Source organism: Mycobacterium sp. 3519A (assembly GCF_900240945.1).
In the GTDB taxonomy this organism is placed as follows: domain Bacteria; phylum Actinomycetota; class Actinomycetes; order Mycobacteriales; family Mycobacteriaceae; genus Mycobacterium.
On sequence record NZ_OESG01000014.1, the window covers coordinates 1,373,377 to 1,395,628 of the forward strand.

29 protein-coding genes, 1 tRNA gene and 1 pseudogene are annotated in these 22,252 nt (G+C 66.0%); 18 read left to right on the top strand and 13 right to left on the bottom strand.

Annotation, left to right across the window (positions count from 1 at the left end):
• Positions 1–28: 28 nt before the first annotated feature.
• Positions 29–919, top strand: coding sequence for an alpha/beta fold hydrolase (locus tag C1A30_RS27530; protein WP_235010228.1), 891 nt, complete (start codon positions 29–31; stop codon positions 917–919).
• Here C1A30_RS27530 and C1A30_RS27535 read toward each other — a convergent pair.
• Positions 916–1,293: a lipopolysaccharide assembly LapA domain-containing protein gene (locus C1A30_RS27535; protein WP_101951444.1), complete on the bottom strand. Its 378-nt coding sequence runs from the start codon at positions 1,291–1,293 to the stop codon at positions 916–918. The two genes, C1A30_RS27530 and C1A30_RS27535, sit on opposite strands and share 4 nt — an antisense overlap.
• A 129-nt stretch (positions 1,294–1,422) precedes the next feature.
• On the opposite strand from C1A30_RS27535, the gene C1A30_RS27540 reads away from it, so the two are divergent.
• Genes C1A30_RS27540 through C1A30_RS27560 form a run of 5 tightly spaced genes read left to right on the top strand, consistent with a single transcriptional unit; the run spans position 1,423 to position 5,544 of the window.
• The gene (locus tag C1A30_RS27540; protein WP_101951445.1) at positions 1,423–2,364 is read left to right on the top strand and encodes an ABC transporter substrate-binding protein; all 942 of its coding nucleotides are present in this window, start codon (positions 1,423–1,425) and stop codon (positions 2,362–2,364) included.
• Complete coding sequence (locus tag C1A30_RS27545) at positions 2,361–3,470, top strand: ABC transporter ATP-binding protein (RefSeq protein ID WP_101951446.1); 1,110 nt, start codon at positions 2,361–2,363, stop codon at positions 3,468–3,470. Before C1A30_RS27540 ends, C1A30_RS27545 begins: the two co-directional genes overlap by 4 nt.
• 3 nt (positions 3,471–3,473) lie before the next feature.
• Positions 3,474–4,157 carry an ABC transporter permease gene (locus C1A30_RS27550; protein WP_101951447.1) on the top strand — a complete coding sequence of 228 codons (684 nt, stop codon included), beginning with the start codon at positions 3,474–3,476 and terminating at the stop codon, positions 4,155–4,157.
• Entirely contained in the window at positions 4,154–4,942 is a 789-nt protein-coding gene (locus tag C1A30_RS27555) for an ABC transporter permease (protein ID WP_101951448.1), read from the top strand. The genes C1A30_RS27550 and C1A30_RS27555 overlap by 4 nt, the downstream gene beginning before the upstream one ends.
• Positions 4,939–5,544, top strand: coding sequence for a putative glycolipid-binding domain-containing protein (locus C1A30_RS27560; RefSeq protein ID WP_200828444.1), 606 nt, complete (start codon positions 4,939–4,941; stop codon positions 5,542–5,544). The genes C1A30_RS27555 and C1A30_RS27560 overlap by 4 nt, the downstream gene beginning before the upstream one ends.
• Here the strand turns inward: C1A30_RS27560 and C1A30_RS27565 are convergent.
• A complete protein-coding gene (locus C1A30_RS27565) occupies positions 5,507–6,466 on the bottom strand; it encodes a prephenate dehydrogenase (protein WP_369974186.1) in 960 nt (319 codons plus the stop codon). The two genes, C1A30_RS27560 and C1A30_RS27565, sit on opposite strands and share 38 nt — an antisense overlap.
• Before the next feature lie 93 nt (positions 6,467–6,559).
• On the opposite strand from C1A30_RS27565, the gene C1A30_RS27570 reads away from it, so the two are divergent.
• Positions 6,560–7,069 (top strand): tRNA adenosine deaminase-associated protein, encoded by a 510-nt coding sequence (locus C1A30_RS27570; protein ID WP_101951450.1) that lies wholly within the window; start codon positions 6,560–6,562, stop codon positions 7,067–7,069.
• Positions 7,066–7,518, top strand: a complete 453-nt coding sequence (locus tag C1A30_RS27575) for a nucleoside deaminase (RefSeq protein ID WP_101951451.1) — start codon at positions 7,066–7,068, stop codon at positions 7,516–7,518. Before C1A30_RS27570 ends, C1A30_RS27575 begins: the two co-directional genes overlap by 4 nt.
• A gap of 162 nt (positions 7,519–7,680) precedes the next feature.
• Here C1A30_RS27575 and C1A30_RS27580 read toward each other — a convergent pair whose 3' ends face one another.
• On the bottom strand, positions 7,681–8,598 hold the full coding sequence (locus C1A30_RS27580; protein ID WP_101951452.1) for a nitronate monooxygenase family protein: 918 nt from the start codon (positions 8,596–8,598) through the stop codon (positions 7,681–7,683).
• Positions 8,599–8,644: 46 nt separating this feature from the next.
• Between C1A30_RS27580 and C1A30_RS27585 the strand changes: the two genes are divergently transcribed.
• Positions 8,645–8,735 (top strand) — tRNA-Ser (locus C1A30_RS27585).
• 13 nt (positions 8,736–8,748) lie between these two features.
• Here C1A30_RS27585 and C1A30_RS27590 read toward each other — a convergent pair.
• Positions 8,749–9,426, bottom strand: coding sequence for a peroxiredoxin-like family protein (locus C1A30_RS27590; RefSeq protein ID WP_101951453.1), 678 nt, complete (start codon positions 9,424–9,426; stop codon positions 8,749–8,751).
• Between the two features lie 113 nt (positions 9,427–9,539).
• On the opposite strand from C1A30_RS27590, the gene C1A30_RS27595 reads away from it, so the two are divergent.
• Entirely contained in the window at positions 9,540–10,157 is a 618-nt protein-coding gene (locus tag C1A30_RS27595; protein ID WP_101951454.1) for a TetR/AcrR family transcriptional regulator, read from the top strand.
• Positions 10,158–10,166: 9 nt separating this feature from the next.
• On the opposite strand, the pseudogene C1A30_RS27600 reads toward C1A30_RS27595, so the two are convergent.
• Positions 10,167–11,255 (bottom strand): annotated as a pseudogene (locus C1A30_RS27600) (sensor histidine kinase); the annotation flags it as partial.
• Positions 11,252–11,974, bottom strand: coding sequence for a response regulator transcription factor (locus tag C1A30_RS27605; protein WP_101951455.1), 723 nt, complete (start codon positions 11,972–11,974; stop codon positions 11,252–11,254). The pseudogene C1A30_RS27600 and the gene C1A30_RS27605, both read right to left, overlap by 4 nt.
• A 121-nt stretch (positions 11,975–12,095) precedes the next feature.
• On the opposite strand from C1A30_RS27605, the gene C1A30_RS27610 reads away from it, so the two are divergent.
• Positions 12,096–12,575 carry a DUF417 family protein gene (locus C1A30_RS27610; protein ID WP_101951456.1) on the top strand — a complete coding sequence of 160 codons (480 nt, stop codon included), beginning with the start codon at positions 12,096–12,098 and terminating at the stop codon, positions 12,573–12,575.
• A gap of 62 nt (positions 12,576–12,637) precedes the next feature.
• Here C1A30_RS27610 and C1A30_RS27615 read toward each other — a convergent pair whose 3' ends face one another.
• The 3 genes from C1A30_RS27615 to C1A30_RS27625 all read right to left on the bottom strand — a co-directional run bounded on the left by C1A30_RS27615 (position 12,638) and on the right by C1A30_RS27625 (position 14,096).
• Positions 12,638–12,871 carry a hypothetical protein gene (locus tag C1A30_RS27615; protein WP_101951457.1) on the bottom strand — a complete coding sequence of 78 codons (234 nt, stop codon included), beginning with the start codon at positions 12,869–12,871 and terminating at the stop codon, positions 12,638–12,640.
• A gap of 51 nt (positions 12,872–12,922) precedes the next feature.
• Positions 12,923–13,252, bottom strand: coding sequence for a hypothetical protein (locus tag C1A30_RS27620; protein WP_142392677.1), 330 nt, complete (start codon positions 13,250–13,252; stop codon positions 12,923–12,925).
• A gap of 94 nt (positions 13,253–13,346) precedes the next feature.
• Complete coding sequence (locus tag C1A30_RS27625; RefSeq protein WP_235010229.1) at positions 13,347–14,096, bottom strand: sulfite exporter TauE/SafE family protein; 750 nt, start codon at positions 14,094–14,096, stop codon at positions 13,347–13,349.
• A gap of 112 nt (positions 14,097–14,208) precedes the next feature.
• Here C1A30_RS27625 and C1A30_RS27630 point away from each other — a divergent pair, with 112 nt between their 5' ends.
• Positions 14,209–14,364, top strand: coding sequence for a hypothetical protein (locus tag C1A30_RS27630; RefSeq protein WP_101951460.1), 156 nt, complete (start codon positions 14,209–14,211; stop codon positions 14,362–14,364).
• Between the two features lie 48 nt (positions 14,365–14,412).
• Here C1A30_RS27630 and C1A30_RS27635 read toward each other — a convergent pair whose 3' ends face one another.
• Complete coding sequence (locus C1A30_RS27635; RefSeq protein WP_101951461.1) at positions 14,413–14,643, bottom strand: deoxyribodipyrimidine photolyase; 231 nt, start codon at positions 14,641–14,643, stop codon at positions 14,413–14,415.
• A gap of 220 nt (positions 14,644–14,863) precedes the next feature.
• Between C1A30_RS27635 and C1A30_RS27640 the strand changes: the two genes are divergently transcribed.
• Together C1A30_RS27640 and C1A30_RS27645 are read left to right on the top strand one after the other, a co-directional pair.
• On the top strand, positions 14,864–16,537 hold the full coding sequence (locus C1A30_RS27640) for an MFS transporter (protein WP_101952922.1): 1,674 nt from the start codon (positions 14,864–14,866) through the stop codon (positions 16,535–16,537).
• A 39-nt stretch (positions 16,538–16,576) separates the two neighbouring features.
• Positions 16,577–16,924: a hypothetical protein gene (locus tag C1A30_RS27645; protein WP_101951462.1), complete on the top strand. Its 348-nt coding sequence runs from the start codon at positions 16,577–16,579 to the stop codon at positions 16,922–16,924.
• Here the strand turns inward: C1A30_RS27645 and C1A30_RS27650 are convergent.
• Positions 16,903–17,277, bottom strand: coding sequence for a hypothetical protein (locus C1A30_RS27650; protein ID WP_101951463.1), 375 nt, complete (start codon positions 17,275–17,277; stop codon positions 16,903–16,905). The genes C1A30_RS27645 and C1A30_RS27650 overlap by 22 nt on opposite strands.
• Before the next feature lie 55 nt (positions 17,278–17,332).
• Here C1A30_RS27650 and C1A30_RS27655 point away from each other — a divergent pair, with 55 nt between their 5' ends.
• Positions 17,333–17,674: a DUF732 domain-containing protein gene (locus tag C1A30_RS27655; RefSeq protein ID WP_101951464.1), complete on the top strand. Its 342-nt coding sequence runs from the start codon at positions 17,333–17,335 to the stop codon at positions 17,672–17,674.
• A 69-nt stretch (positions 17,675–17,743) separates the two neighbouring features.
• On the opposite strand, the gene C1A30_RS27660 is transcribed toward C1A30_RS27655, so the two are convergent.
• On the bottom strand, positions 17,744–18,205 hold the full coding sequence (locus tag C1A30_RS27660; RefSeq protein ID WP_101951465.1) for a lipoprotein LpqH: 462 nt from the start codon (positions 18,203–18,205) through the stop codon (positions 17,744–17,746).
• Between the two features lie 182 nt (positions 18,206–18,387).
• Between C1A30_RS27660 and C1A30_RS27665 the strand changes: the two genes are divergently transcribed.
• Entirely contained in the window at positions 18,388–19,293 is a 906-nt protein-coding gene (locus C1A30_RS27665; protein ID WP_101951466.1) for a haloalkane dehalogenase, read from the top strand.
• On the opposite strand, the gene C1A30_RS27670 is transcribed toward C1A30_RS27665, so the two are convergent.
• Positions 19,290–19,724, bottom strand: coding sequence for a lipoprotein LpqH (locus tag C1A30_RS27670; protein ID WP_369974187.1), 435 nt, complete (start codon positions 19,722–19,724; stop codon positions 19,290–19,292). The two genes, C1A30_RS27665 and C1A30_RS27670, sit on opposite strands and share 4 nt — an antisense overlap.
• Before the next feature lie 17 nt (positions 19,725–19,741).
• Here C1A30_RS27670 and tgt point away from each other — a divergent pair, with 17 nt between their 5' ends.
• Together tgt and C1A30_RS27680 are read left to right on the top strand one after the other, a co-directional pair.
• Positions 19,742–20,974: a tRNA guanosine(34) transglycosylase Tgt gene (gene tgt, locus C1A30_RS27675; RefSeq protein WP_101951468.1), complete on the top strand. Its 1,233-nt coding sequence runs from the start codon at positions 19,742–19,744 to the stop codon at positions 20,972–20,974.
• A 65-nt stretch (positions 20,975–21,039) separates the two neighbouring features.
• The gene (locus C1A30_RS27680; protein ID WP_101951469.1) at positions 21,040–22,245 is read left to right on the top strand and encodes a saccharopine dehydrogenase family protein; all 1,206 of its coding nucleotides are present in this window, start codon (positions 21,040–21,042) and stop codon (positions 22,243–22,245) included.
• Positions 22,246–22,252: the final 7 nt, after the last annotated feature.

The window sequence follows — 22,252 nt, forward strand, 5'->3', positions numbered from 1 at the left end:
CCGGTTCGTCCGTTTCGGCCTCTGGTCAGTGGTGCTGCTAATCGTGGTGCTGACGGTGGTCAACCTCACCGTCGCGAAGCTGCCGGCCATGCCTGGTTCCGACGGAACATATATCAGCCTGCGGGGCAAGGACATTCACTACCGCGAGCAGCCCGGCGCCGGCCCGCCCGTCGTGATGATCCACGGATTGCCCGGCACGCACAACGATTTCGACCAGGTCCTGCCTCACCTGAAAGGCAGGCACGTGATCGCGCTCGACCGGCCGGGGTTCGGCTGGTCGAAGGGCGGCTGGTTGCCGTATCAGCAGCAGATCGAGCTGATGCACGAAATGCTCACGCAGCTGCGACTTTCCCCGGCGATCGTGGTCGGGCACTCGTTCGGCGGCGCAGTGGCGCTGGGACTCGCCCGTCGCTATCCGCAGGACATCGCCAAGATGATCCTCGTCGCGCCGGGCGCAGGCGGGACCAGGTCGCAGTTCATGGACCGGTTCAACGCCCGCTACATCCGCTTCACGCAACTGCCGGTCGTCCGGACGCTCGTCGACGTGACCGCGGGCGACGTGATCAAGCGCCTCATCGCGACCGGTGGCTCAAGGCGTGCGTTCGAGCCTGCCCCGGTGGACCCCGCCTACGCGCGCAGGCTGCTGTCGGTGACCATGTCGCCCGGCAACTTGGCCGCGTATGAATCCGAGCAACTCGAGTTCGACGACACCTCACGCTGGATCGACGACAACGTCGCGCAGATTCGTGTGCCGTCGGTGATCATCGCCGCCGTTGATGACAAACTGATCAGCATCGACCACGCCCGCCGGCTGGCCGACACCCTGCCGGGTACACGACTGCTCACGGTCGACGGCAACCACATGATCCCGTACGCCCACCCCGAGGTGATCGCGGCCCAAGTGCGCGCCGCCGGCTAGAGACCCGCCTTCAGATTCCGCTTGGCCGCGCGGCGCAGCTGAATGATGCGCGCGGTACCGGCCGCGACGGTCAGCAGCCCGCCGCACACCGCGGCGAGCAGAATCGCAACGCCCAACGGCAGATTCCACTCCCACGCGAAGAAGTGGATGGTCGCCGAATCAGTGTTCTGCATGATGAACACCAGCAGGAAGATCAGGATCAGAAAGCCGACGATGAGCGCCGACCACAGCGCCGCGGCGCGGGTGAACTTGACCGCAGACTTCGGTGACACCAGGTATTCACCGGGCGTGGCCGTCGGATCCGGCTCTGCAGGGGGCAGCGGCGGAACCTCGCCCAACGGGCGATCGGGCGAGGCAGAGGGATCGCTGGTCATGGCTTCATCTTTGCCCCTTCAGGCATCGAAAGAAACCATATCGGCGCGCACGGTGACGCAAAGGGCGGCGTTCTCACGCGCATCTCGCTAGTGTCCGGGGGAGCCTATGCGCCGAGAGGACCCTTGGGAATGTCGAGCAACCGTAGATCGATCCTGGCGATTTTGGCCGCCGTCCTCGCGCTGATAACCGCAGCGTGCGGCAGTTCCAATCCGCTGGGCGGCGGCGAGATATCCGGCGATCTGAAGTCGATCAAGGTCGGCTCCGCCGACTTCACGGAATCGAAGATCATCGCCGAGATCTACGCCCAGGCGTTGGAGGCCAACGGCTTCACCGTGGGCCGCCAGTTCGGCATCGGCAGCCGCGAGACTTACATCCCCGCGGTGCAGGACCATTCCATCGACCTGATCCCGGAGTACACCGGCAATCTGCTGCAGTACTTCGACAAGGAGACGCAGGCGACCACGCCCGACGCGGTGCTGCTGGGTCTGCTCAAGGCGCTCCCCGGCGATCTGTCGATCCTGTATCCGTCACCCGCGGAGGACAAGGACACCCTCGCGGTGACGGAGGCGACGGCGCAGAAGTGGAACCTGAAGTCCATCGCCGACCTGGCGGCGCACTCGCCCGAGGTGAAAGTCGGCGGCCCGTCGGAGTTTCAGACCCGCGTGACGGGCCTGGTGGGTCTGAAGGACAAGTACGGATTGGACATCACTCCCGCGAATTTCATCGCGATCAGTGACGGCGGCGGCCCGGCCACCGTGCAGGCGCTGACGAGCGGCACCATCACCGCCGCGGACATCTTCAGCACGTCACCGGCGATCGAGCAGAATCGACTGGTGGTGCTCGAAGACCCGAAGAGCGTGTTCCTCGCCGCCAACGTCGTTCCGCTGGTGGCTTCGCAGAAGATGTCCAACGAACTCAAGACAGTGCTGGACGCCGTGAGCGCCAAACTGACCACCGAGGCGCTGATCCAACTCAACACGGCCGTCGAGGGAAACAAGGGAGTCGACCCCGACGAGGCAGCGGCACAGTGGATCAAGGACAACGGTTTCGACAAGCCGGTGAAAAAGTGATCACATTCGAGAACGTCACCAAGAAGTATCCCGACGGCACCGTCGCGGTCGACGACCTGACACTGGAGGTTCCGCAGGGAACGCTCACGGTTTTCGTCGGTCCCTCCGGCTGTGGCAAAACCACGTCCATGCGGATGATCAACCGGATGATCGACCCGACCTCGGGCACGTTGACCGTGGACGGAAAGGACGTCACCAAGGTCGACCCGGTGAAGCTGCGCCTTGGTATCGGCTACGTCATCCAGAGCGCGGGGTTGATGCCGCATCTGAGGGTGGTCGACAATGTCGCCACGGTGCCGGTGCTGCGCGGCGAATCACGGCGCAGCGCACGCAAATCCGCACTGGAAGTGATGGAACGCGTCGGACTGGATCCCAAGCTCGGCAGCCGGTATCCGGCGCAGCTGTCCGGCGGTCAGCAGCAGCGCGTCGGCGTCGCCCGCGCCTTGGCCGCAGATCCGCCGATCCTGTTGATGGACGAACCGTTCAGCGCGGTCGACCCGGTGGTGCGCGAGGAACTGCAGACCGAGATCCTGCGGCTGCAAAGCGAATTGCGCAAGACGATCGTATTCGTCACCCACGACATAGACGAGGCGGTCAAGCTCGGCGACAAGGTCGCGGTGTTCGGCCGCGGTGGCACACTGCTGCAATACGCCGACCCCGCGTTCGTGCTGTCGAACCCCGCCAACGAACTGGTTTCGGGATTCGTCGGCGCCGACCGCGGTTACCGCGGTCTGCAATTCTTCCATGCGACCGGCCTGCCGCTGCACGAGATCAAGACCGTCGTGGACGACGACGTCGACGGCCTGATGCTGGAACCGGGCGAGTGGTCGCTGGTCACCAGGGCCGACGGCACACCGTACGCCTGGATCAACGCCGAGGGCGTCGAGGTCCACCGCAAAGGAAACTCCCTGTACGACAGCACCATCGGCGGTGGTTCGTTCTTCCGGCCGGACGGCACGCTACGGCAGGCTCTCGACGCCGCACTGTCGTCACCGTCCGGGTTGGGTGTGGCGGTCGGCGAGGACGGCCAGTTGATCGGTGGTGTGCGCGCCGACGATGTGCTCAAGCTGCTGCGCGAGCAGCGCCGCGTACCGGAACTGGGGTAGCAGATGCGGTATCTGCTCACGCACCTGGACGATCTGTGGACGCTGACGCTGATCCACCTGCGGCTGTCCCTGGTGCCGGTCGTCCTGGGGTTGATCATCGCCGTGCCGCTCGGCGCGCTGGTGCAGCGGACCACGGCGTTGCGCAGGCTGACGACCGTCACGGCGAGCATCATCTTCACGATTCCGTCGCTGGCGCTGTTCGTGGTGCTGCCGCTCGTCATCCCGACCCGCATCCTCGACGAAGCCAATGTCATTGTCGCGCTGACGCTTTACACCGTGGCGTTGCTGGTGCGCGCGGTGCCCGAGGCGCTGGACGCGGTGTCACCCGCGGTGCTGGACGCAGCCACGGCGGTTGGCTACAAACCGATCGCCCGAATACTGAAAGTCGAACTGCCACTTGCTGTTCCGGTGCTCACCGCCAGCCTGCGGGTGGTGGCCGTCACGAACATCTCCATGGTGTCCGTCGGCTCGGTGATCGGAATCGGTGGCCTTGGCACGTGGTTCACCGAGGGCTATCAGGCCAACAAGAGTGACCAGATCATCGCGGGCATCATCGCGATCTTCGTGTTGGCCATCGTCATCGACACGCTGATCATGCTCGCGGGGAAGGCGCTGACGCCGTGGACCCGGGCGACCAACACGCCTAGGGCCCGTCGCCAGAAAGTCACCGCAGGAGCGGCCGCATGAACTTTCTGCAGCAGGCACTTTCGTTCATCTTCACCGCGGCCAACTGGGGCGGTCCCGCCGGCCTGACCGCGCGCATCCTCGAGCACCTGCAGTACACCGTCGTCGCGGTCCTGTTCTCGGCGTTGATCGCCGTTCCGATCGGGATGCTGATCGGGCACACCGGCCGCGGCACCTTTCTGGTGGTCACCGGCGTCAACGCGCTTCGCGCGCTGCCCACGCTGGGTGTGCTGTTGCTTGGCGTGCTGCTCTGGGGACTCGGCCTGGTCCCGCCGACCGTGGCGCTGATGCTGCTGGGCATCCCGCCGCTGTTGGCAGGTACGTACTCCGGGATCGCGAACGTGGATCCGCTGGTGGTCGACGCGGCCAGGTCGATGGGGATGACGGAGTCCCGGGTGCTGCTGCGGGTCGAGGTGCCGAACGCGATGCCGCTGATCCTCAGCGGGTTGCGCACCGCGACGCTGCAGATCGTCGCGACCGCGACCGTTGCCGCGTACGCCAGTCTCGGCGGGCTGGGGCGGTACCTGATCGACGGGATCAAGGTGCGGGAGTTCTACCTCGCCTTGGTGGGCGCGCTCATGGTCACCGCGCTGGCGTTGATCCTCGACGCCGTGCTCGCATTCGCGGTCTGGCTGTCCGTGCCAGGCACGGGCCGGTTGCAAGGGCGTCGGAAAATGCCGCAACCGCTGCTCGGCGACGAGGTGGCGCTCGAGTCCGGGCCGCGTCCCGAAAGCACTTCGGTAGCCCGCTACGAACGAGGCGGTCCTTCGCCTACGGTAGAGGTATGAGTGACGGTCGCTCTGAGGAGATGGATAGCGCCCGCGGCTCGTGGCCGCGAACGTTGACCTGGCGTGCCCATGACGTCCCGAGGATGGAATCCGTTCGGGTTCAGCTGTCGGGCAACCGGATCAAGGCGCACGGCAGAATCGTTGCCGCCGCGACGCCGTCACATCCGGCGTTCTCGGCCTCCTACGACTTGGTCACCGACGAGGGAGGCGGCACCAAACGGCTGTCGCTGACCGTCACGCTCGCCGAACGCGAACGCCAACTGTCGATCGCGCGTGACGAAGAGAACATGTGGCTTGTGCAGCAGCACACCGGCGAGACCAAACGCGCCGCCTACGAAGGCGCGCTCGACGTCGACGTGATCTTCAGCCCGTTCTTCAACGCGCTGCCGATCCGGCGCACCGGGCTCTATCAGCGCAGCGACTCGATCACCTGCCCAGTGGTGTACGTGCGGTTGCCCGAGCTGTCGGTGGAGCCCGCGGTCATCACCTACAGCAGCGCGCCCGACGGGATCAAGCTGCATTCGCCGGTCGCCGAGACCACCATCACGGTCGACGAGGACGGTTTCATCCTCGACTACCCAGGGTTGGCAGAGCGGATCTGATCACGCCGCCGGCCCGGCCCGCCGCGGCGAGTTCTTCGCGCCAGTTCTCCTCGCCGATCACGACGGCGACGATGTCCGGCCTGCTGAAGCTGTCGTAGCGGATGCGGGCGGCGTGTCCCGGTTCGACGAGGTCGGTCAGCGGGTTCTTCGCGGCCAGCGCGTCGCGCGCCTGGCCGAGCAGCGCGAGCGTGCGTTCCAATGCGGGCAGCAGTTGGTCGGCGTTGGCCTCGCACATGGCGCGGACGAGGTCGGGCGCGGTGGCCGCGACCCGGGTGCCGTCGCGGAACGAGCCCGCCGCCAATGCGAACGCCAGCGGGACCTCGCCCGCCGTGATCGCCAGCGCCTCAGCCAGCAGGTGCGGAAGGTGCGAGATCGTGGCTGCGGCCGCGTCGTGCTCGTCGGAGCGCGCCGGGACGATGACGGATCCGCAGTCCAGCGACAGGTTCATCACCAGCGTCCAGATGTCGGGGTCGACGTGGTCGTCGACGGCGATCACCCACGGCGCGCCGACGAAGAGGCGGGCGTTGCCCGCCGACCATCCGGAGTGCGCGGTCCCGGTCATCGGGTGGCCGCCGACGAAGCGGTCGAGCAGTCCGAACGAGCGGACCTCGTCCAGCACGCAACTCTTCACGCTGGTCACATCGGTCAACGGGCAATCCGGTGCGGTGTCGCGGATGCGGGCCAGCATCGCGCGTAACGCAGGCACCGGCACGGCGAGCACGATCAGGGCGTTGCTGGCAGCGGCCCGGGCCAACGCTTCGTCGAGGTTCTCGGTGGCGTCGAACCCGTCGAACTTCGCCGCCTGTACCCCGTCGATCGAGCGGTTGTACCCGAAGACCTCACGCCCCGCGGCCGCGGCGGCCCGCATCACCGAGCCGCCGATCAGCCCGAGCCCCACCACACAAATCGGTGTGTTCGTCACCTTGCAAGGTTGGCACACGAACCGCATCGTCCGACGTCAGCCTTGGTCTCCAGTGCTGGTAAACCCTCGACCTCGGGACTACCGTTACCCCTCATGGGAGCACAGGGTGCACCGGCGGCAGACATGCCCGACGGGTTCGGGGTTGCCGTCGTCCGCGAGGACGGCAAGTGGCGCTGTTCGGCAATGCGCAAGGCCGCGTTGAACAGCCTGGCCGCAGCGGAGACCGAACTACGCGAGTTGCGTAGCGCTGGTGCCGTTTTCGGCCTACTGGACGTCGACGACGAATTCTTCGTGATCGTGCGACCCGCGCCAGCGGGGACCAGGCTGTTCCTGTCGGACGCGACGGCTGCGCTGGACTACGACATCGCCGCCGAGGTGCTGGAGAAACTCGACAACGACATATCACCGGAGGAACTCGAGGAGGCCGACCCGTTCGAGGAGGGCGACCTCGGCCTGCTCTCCGACGTGGGCCTGCCGGAGGCGGTGCTGGGCGTCATCCTCGACGAATCCGACCTCTACGCCGACGAGCAGTTGGGCCGCATCGCGCGGGAGATGGGTTTCGCGGATGAGCTGTCGGCCGTGCTCGACCGTTTGGGTCGGTGAAGTCTGACGAGGACCTGATCCGGGTTGCATTGGAGGCCGCAGGTGCGGCGGGGCCTCGCGATGTGCCGATCGGGGCGGTGATCGTCGCCGCGGACGGCATCGAACTGGCGCGCGCGGCCAATATGCGTGAGGAACTCGGTGACCCGACCGCGCACGCGGAGATTTTGGCGATGCGCGCGGCGGCGTCCGCGCTCGGTGACGGCTGGCGGTTGGAGGGCGCGACGCTGGCGGTCACGGTCGAGCCCTGCACGATGTGTGCGGGCGCGCTGGTGATGGCCCGCGTCGCGCGGTTGGTGTTCGGGGCGTGGGAACCGAAGACGGGGGCGGTCGGGTCGTTGTGGGACGTGGTGCGTGACCGTCGGCTGACGCACCGGCCCGAAGTGCGCGGCGGGGTACTGGCGGCCGAATGCGCGGCGCCGCTGGAGGCGTTCTTCGCGCGACAGCGATGAGCGCTTGCGCGAAGAGCATCAGGCAGCGATGAGCGCTTGCGCGAAGAGCATCAGGCAGCGATGAGCGCTTGCGCGAAGAGCATCAGGCAGCGATGAGCGCTTGCGCGAAGAGCATCAGGCAGCGATGAGCGTTTGCGCGAAGAGCATCAGGCAGCGATCGGACTAACCGAGCCGAGATCCGCCGTCGCGCAACACGTTTTCGATCTCCGACCAAGTCTGCTTGACGATCTGCGCCGCTGGCTGCAGGTCGATGATCCGCGACGACACCTGGCCGGTGTTGGCGACGCTGGCGTCCATATCGCCGTCGAAGTAGAGGTCGGTGATCCGGCCGAGCACTTGTACGTCGGGATCGTTGGCGGCAACCCGGGCGGCGAGGCCGGTGCGCAGTACCCGCATCGTCGGGTTGCCGGGGATGTCGAGCATCACGGTGCCGTCGTCGGCGGCGGCCATGATCGCGTTCTTGAAGTTGGCATGCACGGCGGCCTCGTGGCTGGCGAGCATCCGGGTGCCCATTTGAACGCCTTCGGCGCCGAGTACGACGGCGGCGGCCGCGGAACGGGCGTCGCAGATGCCGCCCGCCGCGATGATCGGCAGGTCGACCTCGTCGGCGACGAGGGGGAGCAGGACCAGCGTCGACGCGCCGAGGGCGGATTTGAACCCACCACCCTCGACACCCTCGACCACCAGGGCGTCGACGCCCGCGTCGGCGGCCTTCCTCGCGCCCTTGAGCGATCCGACGACGTGGACGACGATCATGCCTGCGTCGTGCAGTCGGGCGGTGAACAGGGCGGGGTCGCCCGCGGAGGTGAAGACGTGCCGCACCTCGGCTGCGACCAGTTCGTCGACGATCGACGGATCGCGCTTCCAGCCCTGGATCATCAGGTTGGCCGCCACCGGGCGGTCGGTGAGTTCGCGTACGCGGCGCAGGTCGGCGCGGCCGTCGGGGGTCAGCGTCTCGATCATGCCGAGGCCGCCGCCCTCGGAGACGGCAGCGGCCAGTTCGGCCCTGGCGATGTAGGTCATCGGCGCCTGGACGACGGGATACTCGACGCCGAGCAGGGCCTGGATCCGGTTGGTCACGGAAGCGATTGGATCAGTACCGCGGTCGGCCGGTAAGCTGCCACGCGGTGGCGTGTCCGAGCGGCCTAAGGAGCACGCCTCGAAAGCGTGTGACGGGTAACCCCCGTCCGAGGGTTCAAATCCCTCCGCCACCGCCAAGAAATTGCCTGGTCAGCACAGCGCGTCCAGCGCTGCCAAGATGTCGCTGACCTCCGTGCGCGTCGCGTAGTTGGGGTGCACGTCGATCCAGCGGATAGTCCCGGACTCGTCCACGACGACGACCGTCGGCATCGGCAGACCCACGGTGCCGTCGGCGTTGACCTCGGCCAGGTTCAGTCCGCCCGCACGTTGCGCCGCCTGCGCCTCTTGCGTGGGCTCGGTGATCACCCCGAGACGGCCCGCGACCGCGTTGCCAGGATCCGACAACACCGTGAAACTCAGTTTGTTCTTCTCCTTGACCGACAGCGACCCGTCGGGCTTCTGCGGGCTGACCGCCACCAGCACGACGCCCCTGTCGGCCAGGGCCGGGGCGAGGTCCTCCTGATACGCGCGCAGCGCCAGATTGCAGTACGGACACCACACGCCGCGGTAGAGCACCACCACGGCGGTACGGCCACCGATTGCGGCCGACAGTTTCGTGGCCTCGCCGTGCGCGTCGATGAGGTCGAAATCGCCCAACGTCTCACCGGGTTCGGCAACGCCCGACGGGATCCCGCGTTCATCGAGACCGGCCTGCTCCGCACCGAACACGCCGAGTACCTCGTTGGGGATCTGGTCTGCCATCGCCGCCTGCATTGCGGCGACGCGGCCGGCGATCGTGGTGGGATTGGCTTCAGCGGAGGTGGACATCACTCGCCTTTCAGTCGATGCCGTTGTCGCAGAGCGGGTTTGGCACGGGTACTCGCTTCGCGAGTCTGCGCCTGCAAAAATGGAGTGTCAACTCCAGAAAATGAGGTCCCCGAATGCGCACCACTTCGCAACCAAAGCTGACTCCGAAGGGACGCGCAACGCGGGACCGGATCGTGGCCGCCGCAGCCGAGTTGATGCTGCAACGCGGCGTCGCAGGCACCACCATCGAGGACATTCAGCACGCTGCCAGCGTGAGCACATCGCAGATGTACCACTACTTCGCCGACAAGAGCGATCTGGTCGCCGCTGTCATCGACATGCAAACCGACCAGGTGCTCGCCGTGCAGCATCTCGGTCTCGACCACCTCGAGTCCCTCGACGACTTGCGCCGATGGCGCGACATCATGGTCGACCTGGTGCGCGACCGCCGCTGCGAAGGCGGCTGTCCCATCGGATCCCTCGCCAACGAACTCACCGAAACCGACCCACTGGCCCGTGCTCGCCTCGCACGGTCATTTACTCGGTGGGAGACCATGATTCGGGACGGACTCGGCGTTATCGCCGCGCGCGGCGAACTACCTCCCGACGCGGACGTCGATTCGATCGCCCTCGCCATGCTGGCAGCCATCCAGGGCGGCCTGCTGTTGAGTCAGGTGCGCCGGGACACCGCGCCCCTCGAGGCGGCTGTCGACACCATGATCGACCATCTCCGCGCCCTCGGCGTGCACTAGTCCGCGGTAGGGCAGGCGAAAACTGATGGTGCACCCCGTGCCGTGTCCTTCGCTGTGCGCCTCGATGCGGCCGCCATGCGCTTCGACCAACGCCTTGGCGATCGACAGCCCGATACCTGCGCCGCCCTGCCTGCGGTCGCGGGCCGAGTCGACCCGGTAGAACCGGTCGAACAAGCGGCCGAGGTGTTCGGGCGCTATGCCAATTCCAGTGTCGGAGACCGCGATGACCAGTTCGTCGTCGTTGTCGAACATCAGCACGCTGACCTCGCCGCCCGCAGCGGTGTGGCGCAGCGCGTTGTCGAGCAGGTTGCTCATTACCTGTGCGAGCCGTTCGGGGTCGGCCCACAGCTTCGGCACCTCGGCCGTGGTCTGCGCACGCAGCGCCACCCCCTTGGCGCTGTACCGGGGCGCGAATGCCGACACCGCCGATGAGACCAGCTCCGCCGGTGATGTCCAGACCGCGTCGATGAACGTCGTGCGCCGTTCCGCGACCGCCAGCGACGTCACGTCGACACTGAACCGAGTCAGGCGTCGGGTCTGGTCGCGCAGTGTCGCAACGGTTTCCGCGTCCAGTGGTTGCACCCCGTCCTCGAGCGCCTCCATGTACGCCTCCAGCACCGACACCGGCGTCCTGATCTCATGCGCCAGGTCGGCCAGCATCTGCCGACGCGTGTCCTCCGCGGCACCGAGCCGTTGCGCCATCGTGTTGAACGCGGCGGCGACGGCGTCGAACTCCTTGCCGAGCCCGGGTGCCGGAACGGCAATGTCGTAATGCCCGTTGGCAACTGCTGACGCTGCGCGCGATAGCGCGGTCGCCGAGCGGTGCACCCGTCTGCTCAGGTAGTAGCTCAGCGACAGCGTCGCCACTGCCGACACGGCCAGCGCAATACCGACCGACAGCGCGGTCGCCTCACGGAAGGCGCGCTCATAGGGATGACTGCCATTGAGCCCAGGCACCACCGCTTGATCCATCAAGCGGCGGATCATCGGCGGCCCGACGGTCATCGCCACGACCGTGGTGGTCGCCATCCCTGCGATGACGACAACCAGAATCGTCACCAGCAGTCGCAGTCCGATCCCGCGCCTGCTCGGCATCAGCCCGCCCCCATCCGGTATCCGACGCCGCGCACGGTGACGACATAGCGCGGCGCCGCGGGGTCGTCGGCCAACTTGCGGCGAAGACGGCCGACGTGGACGTCGACCACGTTGTCGGCGCCGACCCACGTGTCGCCCCATACCGATTGCAGCAGTTGACCTCTGCTCCACACCACTCCAGGGCGTGCCGAAAGCGTTGCCAAGATGTCGAATTCGGTTCGGGTGAGCATCACCGGTGACCCGTCGAGATGCACTTCACGGGCATCGACGTCGATCTGCAGTATGCCGAACCTCCGTGGGGGGCTGACCGTTTCGCTGTTTGTGTCCGGCGTGCGTCGGGGTCGCCGCATCATCGCGCGCACCCGGGCTACCAACTCGCGCGGGCTGAACGGTTTGGTGACGTAATCGTCGGCGCCGACCGACAACCCCACGATGGTGTCGAGTTCCGTGTCGCGTGCGGTCAACATCACCACGTATGCATCGGAGAAGGCGCGAAGCTGCCTGCACACCTCGACGCCGTCGACACCCGGCAGACCGATATCGAGGATGACCACATCTGGATCGGCCTCGCGTGCGAGATCCAGTGCGCTGTGCCCGTCGTGGGCCAGGTGCACCTCGAACATCTCGCGCTTCAAGTAGCCGGCCACCACAGACGCCAACGGCGTCTCGTCGTCGACGACCAACGCACGAAGCCCCTGCGGCGGGGCCACGTCAATACTCATGACCCCATACTGCCTGTGAATTCCGCCGTGAACTGGCTGCGAATGGCCGCAAGCGCACTTCTTCAGAAAATCGTCAGAAACTGACCAATCAAACGTCATCGTGCGACGTAACGCTCGACGCATGACCACCACTTCAACAATCGCCACCACACGTTTCGACAGAGTCCTGATCGACGCAGGCCAGTTGATCACCCGCTACGGGCTGGTCGTCGTCCTGGCTTGGATCGGGTTCGGGAAATACCTGAAGATGGACGCCAAAGTGCTCATCCAGCACAGTCCGCTGATGAGTTGGATTTTCGACTTCCTGAGCCCGGTGGCGGTGGCCCGCGGGTTGGGCACGATGGAGATCGTCGCCGCGGTGCTGATCGCCGTCGGGCCGCGTTGGCCTCGCGCTGCGTTTGTCGGAAGCGCGTTGGCTGTCGTGCTCTTCGTCGGCACGTTGAGTTTTCTGTTCTCGACGCCGGGTGTGGTGGTTGGCCACCTCGCGGGCGTGCCGGTGCTGTCGGCTCAACCGGGTCAGTTCCTGCTCAAAGATCTCGTTCTGATCGGAGTGGCCATTTGGACGTTGGGGGATTCGCTTCGCGCGCTGCGCACGTCATGACCAACTAGTGGCGCGGCCACTGCGAAAGCCCTTCCTGCAGTGGCCGCGCCCGCTGTCCGCGGCTAGTCCCCGGGAAGCCCTTGCTCTTCAGGCGGCAGCTTGGCGGGCCCGGTGATGGCGGGCTTGGCGAAGGGGATGGGTGGACTGTGGGGCGGCGCCGATGGCTTCTGGGTCGCAGCGGTCACGTTGCCTCCTGAGCCGGCCGCTTGGTCCATCGCGTCTGCGTGATGCGTGGTGATGACCGACAGTGTCGCGAACGCGGCGACCGCAAAACCGCCGAGAATGGTCCCCATCATTTTCTTTTCCTTACTCAATTCCGTTCTCCTCCATTCGCTGTCACGCGTCATTTATCCGCCCCTGCACAGGATGTCGACATAGACAGTGTCGAAACCAGCGGTGTCTATTCGGGTTCCGCTGGCGGTGACGTTCGAATCGTTGAGCCCTTCGACTCCGGTCACCTTGCAGCCGGACAGCGGATTGGCCACCGCGCCGTTGAGCGCCACGTTGTAGCCTCTGGCCGCCAAGGTGTTGACGGTGTCCTGTGCGTTGCCAAATCCGTTGGCAAACAGTGCTGGAGTGGCCGACGCCGGTCCGGCTGTCGCGATACCCAAGACGCCCAATGTCGTTGCAGCGCCAATGACAATTGCTTTCATTTCGTCAATTCCTCTTTGCTTCACGGTTTTTCGTGTGCAGCATCGAGTGTGGTCGCGCAATTTGCCGATTCAGTTGTGGTTTTCTGAAGTTCTGATAACGGCAGAGCGCCGCGGTGAATCACCCGGCAATGAGATACACGGCGAGTACGCACAGCGCGGCGATGAGGACGATCCGCAGGACCCGGGTGGGTAGTGCGTGCGCGAGCTTCCAACCGATGAGCACGCCGGCGAGTTCGGGGATACCGATGAGGCCGGCCAGCGGCCAGTCGATCGTGCCGTGGAGCAGGTATCCCAGGGTCCCTACCGTCGCGATGACGATCGATTGCACTTGCGCGCAGGCCACCGATTGGAGCACGGGCAGGCCCGCTGCAACGAGAAGCGGCACCGTCAACATCGGCCCGCCGATGCCCACCAGCCCGCTGACGGCCGACACAGACAACCCGATCGCGACGACCACCGCGGTCGGCAGGTCGACGAGTGGTGGGGCGTCGGAACGGCCGCGGTACCAGAGCATTCCAGCGGCGGCCGCGACGACTGCACCGACGATGACCGTGAAGATCTCCTTCGAAACCAGCGTGCCGGCGACAACCCCGGCTGTGGTGCCGAGAAGAGCGGTCGCGCCCAGCATGAGGGCGATACGCAAGGTATTACGCGCGCGAAGTTGACCCGAGCGGGTGTAGGCCCAGGTTCCCACCGCTCCTGTGGCGACGTGCGTGACGATGGCCGTACCGGCCACTTGAGCCGGTGACAGTCCCGTCAAGGCCAGAAGGCCGATGGTGGGCAGGACGCCGCCGGGTCCGACGGTCGTGATGCCGATTCCTCCGACGAGGCCGATGGCGGCGAGTAGCGCCAGCAGGGGTAGGTGCACTCCGCTGATGATCGTCCGTCTCCGCCCAATCCGGCATGGCAGGTTTCGATTTTGACGGATCTGGCAATTCCGTTCGCAGTCCTAAGTTCGTTCGCCTCCAGACGGAGTCACCATGATCATCCTCGGCATCATCCTCCTGATAATCGGCTACTTCACGAGCCTGTCGATCCTCTACACCATCGGCGCGATCCTCATCGTGGTCGGCGTCGTGCTGTGGATCCTCGGCGCGGTTGGTCGCCCTGTCGGCGGCCGAAAAGTCTGGTTCTAGCCTCGCCGCTGCGGGCACCGACACCATCTTTGGTGTCGCGCGGCGCCGTCACGACTTCTTCCGTGGAATGACGATGACGACGATCAGCGTCAGGATGCTGAAGAACAGTCCGGCGATCCCCCAACCCAGGGGATTTCGGCCTTTCATCGCGGCCACCAGTCCGCAGACGATCGCAGCGATGATGCTGCCGATCGCAACGAAGACGCCTTTGATGCCGCGCAGTATCAAACCTGCAGCCTCGACGTTGTTCGACGCTGCCAACACCACCATGTGAGTCATGCCGACGCGGATTCCCAATTCTGTTGCCGTGAAACGGGTTTCAGCAAACGCTCAGGTTCGTCGTCAACACCTGGGCATCTGCTGTGAATCATGCTGAACCGGAGGTGCTTTCACCGTACGTGGGTAACCGCGACCCGTGACCACCGACCTGGACGCCTCACCGCCGATAGTCGACTCCAAGGCGCAGGCCGCGGCCGAAACGGCGCGGCGCCGCAGCCGAATGGACCGAGAACACCCCAACTACAAGTGGGTTGCGTTGTCCAACACCACGTTGGGCGCGCTGCTTGCGGCGATCAACAGCTCGATCGTGCTGATCTCCCTGCCTGCGATCTTCCGCGGCATCGGACTCAACCCTCTCGCCCCCGGCAACGTCAGCTATCTGCTCTGGATGCTGATGGGATATCTGGTCGCGACGGCGGTGCTCGTCGTCCCGCTGGGACGACTCGGCGACATCTTCGGGCGTGTCCGGATCTACAACCTGGGCTTCGTCCTCTTCACGGTCGGCGCCGTCGCGCTGTCATTCGATCCGTTTCACCTCGGCGGTGGTGCCGTCTGGCTGATCGGCTGGCGGGTCTTTCAGGGCATCGGCGGCGCCATGCTGATGGCGTGTTCGGCGGCCATCCTCACCGACGCGTTTCCCGCCCGGCAGCGCGGAATGGCGCTCGGCGTCAACCAGGTCGCGGCCATCGCGGGCCAGTTCCTCGGCCTGTTGATCGGCGGCGTGCTCTCCGAATGGGATTGGCGCGCAGTGTTCTGGGTCGGCGTGCCACTGGGACTGGCCGGCACCATCTGGAGTTACCGCTCGCTGCGCGAGGTGGGCGTTCGGACCCCGGCGCGCTTCGACTGGCCCGGCACACTGCTGTTCGGCATCGGACTCACGGTGCTGCTGGCCGCCATCACTTACGGGATTCAGCCCTACGGCGGGCATTCCACCGGCTGGACCAACCCCGTCGTGCTCGGCGCAATCTGCGTGGCGGCAGGCATGCTGGCGTTGCTCGGCCTGGTCGAAATGCGGGCGCGCGCACCGATGATGGACATCCGGTTGTTCCGGTCCAAACCGTTCGCGCTCGGCAACCTCGCAGGCTTGATGTCCGCAGTGGGCCGCGGCGGCCTGCAGTTCATGTTGATCATCTGGCTGCAAGGGATCTGGTTGCCACTGCACGGCTACAGCTTCGAATCCACCCCGCTGTGGTCGGGCATCTACATGCTGCCGATGACCGTCGGCTTTCTGGTGGCCGGACCGCTGTCGGGAACGCTGTCCGACCGCTTGGGCTCGCGCCCGTTTGCCATCGGCGGGTTGGCGTTGATGGGAGCTACTTTCATTGCGCTGGTGGTCATTCCGGTGAACTTCGACTATCGGCTCTTCGCCGCGCTGATCTTCCTCAACGGGCTGGGCGGCGGCATCTTCACCTCACCCAACACCGCCGCGATCATGTCCAGCGTGCCCGCTGCCGAACGCGGTGCGGCATCCGGTATTCGGGCCACCTTCACCAACGCGGGCATGTCGCTGTCGATCGGCACCTTCTTCTCGCTGATGATCGCGGGCCTGGCGCACTCGTTGCCTGCGGCGCTGAGTTCGGGGCTGCAACAACAAGGTGTGGCCGCAGGCGTTGCCCACCAGATCGCGGACCTGCCGCCGGTCGGCAGCTTGTTCGCGGCGTTCCTCGGCTACAACCCCATTGCCCAACTACTTCAACCATCCGGGGCGCTGCATCAACCCGGCGTGAACGCCGCGACGCTGACCGGTAACAGTTTCTTCCCCCACCTGATCTCCGGACCGTTCCACGCCGGCCTCGTCGTCGTGTTCACCGCGGCCGCGGTGATGATGGTGATCGGCGCGGCCGCATCCTGGGTCAACCCCGGCCGCAGCGCTGACGGGTTGACACGCGTCTGAGCGGTTCTTTGCTTAGGATTCTGCGCCAGGAGGCGTCATATGGGTGAGACACCCCGCGAAGCGGCGCAACAGCGCGCCAAGGAACTCAGAGAGCTTCGCGCGCGACTGCTCAACGGCGACCCCGTCACAGCCGAGGACACCAGGACCGCCGCCCAGCGCGCCGAAGAGGCCAAGTTCCGCGCGCTCAAGGCCCGCCTCGCCGCAGTCGAGAAGTTGATGTCAGCCGCCGCTGCGCACGATCAGGCGGCGGAGATGCATGAGCAAGCCGCCGATCGGAACGTCGGAGACGTGGAAGAGCACCGCCGCTCCGCGCAACGCCACCGCCTGGCCGGTGAGCGTGACCGCAAGCGGGCGCGAAAGCACCGTCAGGCGAAGGGCACCGTGTAGTCGGCGCTCCACGCGCCGCCGATGCAGCTCATCGTCACGCCGTCGATGGTCAACGCCACACCCTTGTCCTCACCGCACTGCGAGCGCAGCGTGCGGATGCCGACCAGCGGCGGCGACGCGATCCACTGCCCCTTGGCGCTGCACGCCAACGTGCCGCCGGAGGCATCGAGCGCAAGGTTGTAGCGGGTGTTCGCGGCACATCCGTCGCCGAGGACTGCGCCGCGCTCGATATACGGAACGCACGACGGCGCTGTCCCGTCACACGACACCGGTACCGCCGATGCGGTTGTCACCGACACCATCGGTGCCGCGATGAATCCGCAACCGAGCACCACTGCAGCCATCAGCTTCATGCGCCATAGCGTAGGTGGCTGCGCTTCGGCGGGGTGCGCATTAGGCTCACTACGCATGAAGTCGCTCGTTGCCGTGCTCTTCGTGGGCCTGTGCTCGACGGTGGCGCTGGCCCCGCCTGCGAACGCGGATGTGGTGGCCTACCTCGTCAACGTGCACGTGCGGCCGGGTTACAACTTCCCCAACGCCGACGCCGCAATCGGCTACGGCAACAGCATCTGCGACCGCGTCGCGTCCAAGATGAGCTACGCGCAGTTGGTGGACCAGGTCAAGGCCGACTTCAACACGGCCGATTACTACCAGGGCGCCTACCTGATCAACCAGGCCGTCAACGAGTTGTGCCCCGCGCAGATCTGGCAGTTGCGCCAGTCCGCGGCCGGGTACCGGCTGCCTGCCTGACGCTTCTCACGACAACGGCGGCGGTCCCTCACGGAGCCGCCGCCGTCGCATCGAATCCGGTCCACCTGGCTACGGGCAGCTGACCTCGATCTCAAAGGGCTTGTTCACCGGCTGCATGGGGTTCGCCATGTCGATGCCGGTCGCGGTGCCCGAGATCTTCCAGGTCTTGTCGTCCTTCTCGGCCTTCGCGTCGCCCTGGCCGGCGCCGGCCTGGTAGCCGAGCGTCACACCGTTGACGTTGCCGAGACCCACCGACTGCACTGTCTTGCCGTCTTCGCTCACCACCGCCGCGATGCCGGTCGCGGCGTCACCGATGGCGATGTTCATGTTTCCGCCCATCGAGCTGCACACGACGGTGCCCTGCACTTTCTGATCCTGTCCATCGATCGTGACGGTGGTTTTGCCTTGTGCAGACGCCGCGGAAGACGTCTCGCCGCTCGTCTCGGACTTCTTCTCGCCCGAACCACAGCCGGACAGACCGGCGATGACAATCGCCGCGCCGCCTACGGCGACCACGAACCCACGCTTCACGACTGTTCTCCTTCGTGTTGTCGTGATCCGTCAAGATCGGCGGATCATCCCGGACAGTATGTTGGCCTGTTCAGCGCGGATATGGCGATTTGCCGAAAAATTTGCCTGGGCACGGGCCGATCGTTATCTGCGCTTGATGCGACCGGCAGGGTGGCGTCAGGAAGCTCCGGTAGGTTGCCCGCATGCAGACGTTGCGCACACCGGACGAATGTTTTGCCGATCTGCCTGAATTCGGTTATCCGGCAAAGTATTGCGAAGTCGACGACGGCGACGGTGGACACCTGCGGGTGGCGTGGGTGGAAGACGGCCCCGCGGACGGCAATCCGGTGCTGATGTTGCACGGCGAGCCGTCGTGGTCGTTTCTGTACCGCAAGATGATGCCGATCCTGGCGGCGGCCGGATATCGGGTCATTTGTCCGGACCTGGTCGGATTCGGTCGATCCGACAAGCCGACCAGGATCGAAGACCACACCTACGCCAGGCACGTCGAGTGGATGCGCGCTCTCGCGTTCGACGTGCTCGACCTGCACGACGTGACGCTGGTCGGCCAGGACTGGGGTGGTCTGATCGGACTGCGGGTCGCAGCGGAGCACCCCGATCGGTTCGCGCGCATCGTCGTCGCCAACACCGGCCTGCCCACCGGCGACCACCCGATGCCCGAGATCTGGTGGAACTTCCGCAAGGCCATCCAGGCCGCACCGACACTCGACGTCGGATCGTGGGTGGTCGCCGGGTGCGCGCGTCCCGTCACCGACGAAGTGCGCGCGGCCTACAGCGCACCGTTCCCTGACGACGCCTGCTGCGCCGGCCCCCGCGCGATGCCGGGGCTGGTTCCGACCGCGCCCGACAATCCCGCGTCGGCGGCCAACCGCGCCGCGTGGAAAGCGTTGTGCGACAGCACCACTCCGATGCTCGTCGCATTCAGCGACAGCGACCCGATCACCGGAGCCATGGCCCCGATCTTCAAGAGCCAGATGCGGGGCGCCCAGGGCGTCGAGCATCCGGTCATCGCCAACGCCGGACATTTCCTGCAGGAGGACGCGGGCGAGGAACTCGCCGAGGCGATCGTCCGGTTCCTGGCGCCCTAGCAGGCGACCTTGATGGCGAACGTGCCGGCGGTGCGGAAGCTGGGGTTGGCGACGTCGAAGCCGTCGGCGGTACCGGTGATGTCGTAGGTCCTGCCGGTCATGGTCACCTTCGCCTCGCCGCCGAGGCCGCGGTTGTAGCTGCCGGTGAAGCCGCCGACGTTGTTGATGCTGACGGCCTCGGTGGTCAGCGCATCCTTGTTCGAGATCAGCGTCGTGACGCCCGACGTCTGGTCGCCAGTGGTGATGGTGGTCAGTGAACCCGCCGGTGTGCAGTCCACCGCCTCGGTGGTGCCGATGTTCTGCCCGTTGACGGTCACCTGCGCGGTGCCCGCGACCAGCATGCCCGGTCCCGGCTTGTAGTCCGGCGGACCCGACGAACACCCCGCGACCACCAGCGTTGCCGCCGCGGCGGCCACCCCCGCGATTCTCACAGTGCAGAATCTACGGCGTGCCCGAGGACTTCTTCAGCGTTGACGCAGAATTGCCGGGACGGTTCGGGCGCGCCGGCGTCATCCGCACCCCGCACGGGGACATCCACACGCCCGCGTTCATCGCTGTAGGCACCCAGGCCACCGTCAAGGCCGTGCTGCCGGAAACCATGAAAGAGCTTGGCGCACAAGCGGTTCTGGCCAACGCCTATCACCTGTATCTGCAGCCGGGACCCGACATCGTCGAGGAGGCCGGCGGCCTTGCGGCGTTCATGAACTGGCACGGGCCGACTTTCACCGACAGCGGCGGGTTCCAGGTGCTCTCGCTCGGCGCGGGGTTCAAGAAGGTGCTGGCCATGGACACCGACCGGGTGCAGGCCGACGACGTGATCGCCGAGGGCAAGGAAAGGTTGGCCCACGTCGACGACGACGGTGTCACCTTCCGCTCGCATCTCGACGGGTCGACGCACCGCTTCACCCCAGAAGTGTCGATCGGCATCCAGCACAAGCTCGGCGCCGACATCATCTTCGCCTTCGACGAACTGACCACCCTGGTCAACACCCGCGGCTACCAGGAGGAATCGGTCGAGCGCACACACCGCTGGGCGGTCCGGTGCCTGGCCGAACACCGCAGGCTGACGGCGCTACATCCGGAGAAGCCGCCGCAAGCGTTGTTCGGCGTGGTGCAGGGTGCGCAGTACGAGGACCTGCGCAGGCAGGCCACCCGCGGGCTGACCACAATCGTCGACGAGGACGGGCGCGGATTCGACGGCTACGGCATCGGTGGGGCGCTGGAGAAGCAGAACCTGGCCACCATCGTCGGCTGGGTCAGCAGCGAACTGCCCGCGGACAAGCCGCGTCATCTGCTGGGCATCAGTGAGCCCGACGACCTGTTCGACGCCGTCGCCGCGGGCGCGGACACCTTTGACTGCGTGTCCCCGTCGCGCGTCGCGCGCAACGCCGCGGTCTACGGCCCGACCGGACGCTTCAACGTCACCAATGCCCGATTCCGGCGCGACTTCAATCCGATCGATGACGACTGCGACTGCTACACCTGCGCGCACTACACCCGGGCCTACTTGCACCACCTTTTCAAGGCGAAAGAACTGTTGGCCAAGACGCTGTGCACGATTCACAACGAACGCTTCGTGATCCGGCTCGTCGACCGCATCCGCGTATCGATCCGCTCGGGCGATTTCGACGACCTGCGCGCGGACGTGCTCGGCCGGTACTACCCGGAGCGGGTGCTGTAGCGACTACGGAATCAGTCGTAGGATTCGGCTTTTGCTTCGGAATCCATCCCGGTACGGTCTAGCGCATGCGGATTCTTTTGGTGGGGGCCGGGGGCGTCGGATCGGCGTTCTGTGCGATCGCGGCGCGGCGGGACTTCTTCGAGCAGATCGTGGTCAGCGACTACGACGAGACGCGTGCGCAGCACGCCGCCGACGCCGTCGGTGACAAGCGCTTCTCGGCGTCGCGGGTCGACGCGACGTCCGCCGACGCCGTCGCCGAACTCGTTCGCCGCGACGGCATCACCCATGTGATGAACGCCGTGGACCCGCGGTTCGTGATGCCGATCTTCAACGGGGCGCTGGCAGGCGGAGCCGACTACCTCGACATGGCGATGAGCCTGTCGCAGCGGCATCCGGACCGGCCGTACGAACTGACCGGCGTCAAACTCGGCGACGAGCAGTTCGCGGTCGAGTCTCAGTGGAAAGACGCGGGTCGCCTCGCCCTCGTCGGAATCGGCGTGGAACCCGGGCTTTCCGACGTGTTCGCCCGATACGCCGCCGATCATCTGTTCTCCGACATCGACGAACTCGGCACCCGCGACGGTTCCAATCTGACCGTCGACGGCTACGACTTCGCACCGTCGTTCTCCATCTGGACAACCATCGAGGAGTGTCTCAACCCGCCGGTGATCTGGGAGGCGGACCGTGGCTGGTTCACCACCGAACCATTCAGCGAGCCAGAGGTTTTCGATTTTCCCGACGGAATCGGCCCAGTCGAGTGCGTCAACGTCGAGCACGAAGAAGTGCTCCTGATGCCGCGCTGGGTGAACTGCAAACGCGCGACCTTCAAGTACGGACTGGGCGCGGAGTTCATCGACGTGCTCAAAACGCTGCACAAGCTCGGCCTGGACCGCACCGAGAAGGTCACCGTCGGGGGCGTCCAGGTGAGTCCGCGCGATGTGGTGGCCGCCTGCCTACCGAATCCCGCCACGCTCGGACCCAGGATGCACGGGAAGACATGCGCGGGCCTGTGGGTGACCGGCACAGGTAAGGACGGCAAGCCGCGATCGACCTACCTCTACCACGTCGTGGACAACCAGTGGTCGATGGCCGAGTACGGCCACCAATGTGTGGTGTGGCAGACCGCAATCAATCCCGTTGTGGCGCTTGAGCTTCTCGCCACCGGCACGTGGAGCGGTAGCGGTGTGCTCGGCCCGGAGGCGTTCGACTCGGTGCCGTTCCTCGAGCTGTTGACGGCCTACGGTTCACCATGGGGGCTTCGGGACCAATAGCGCGAGC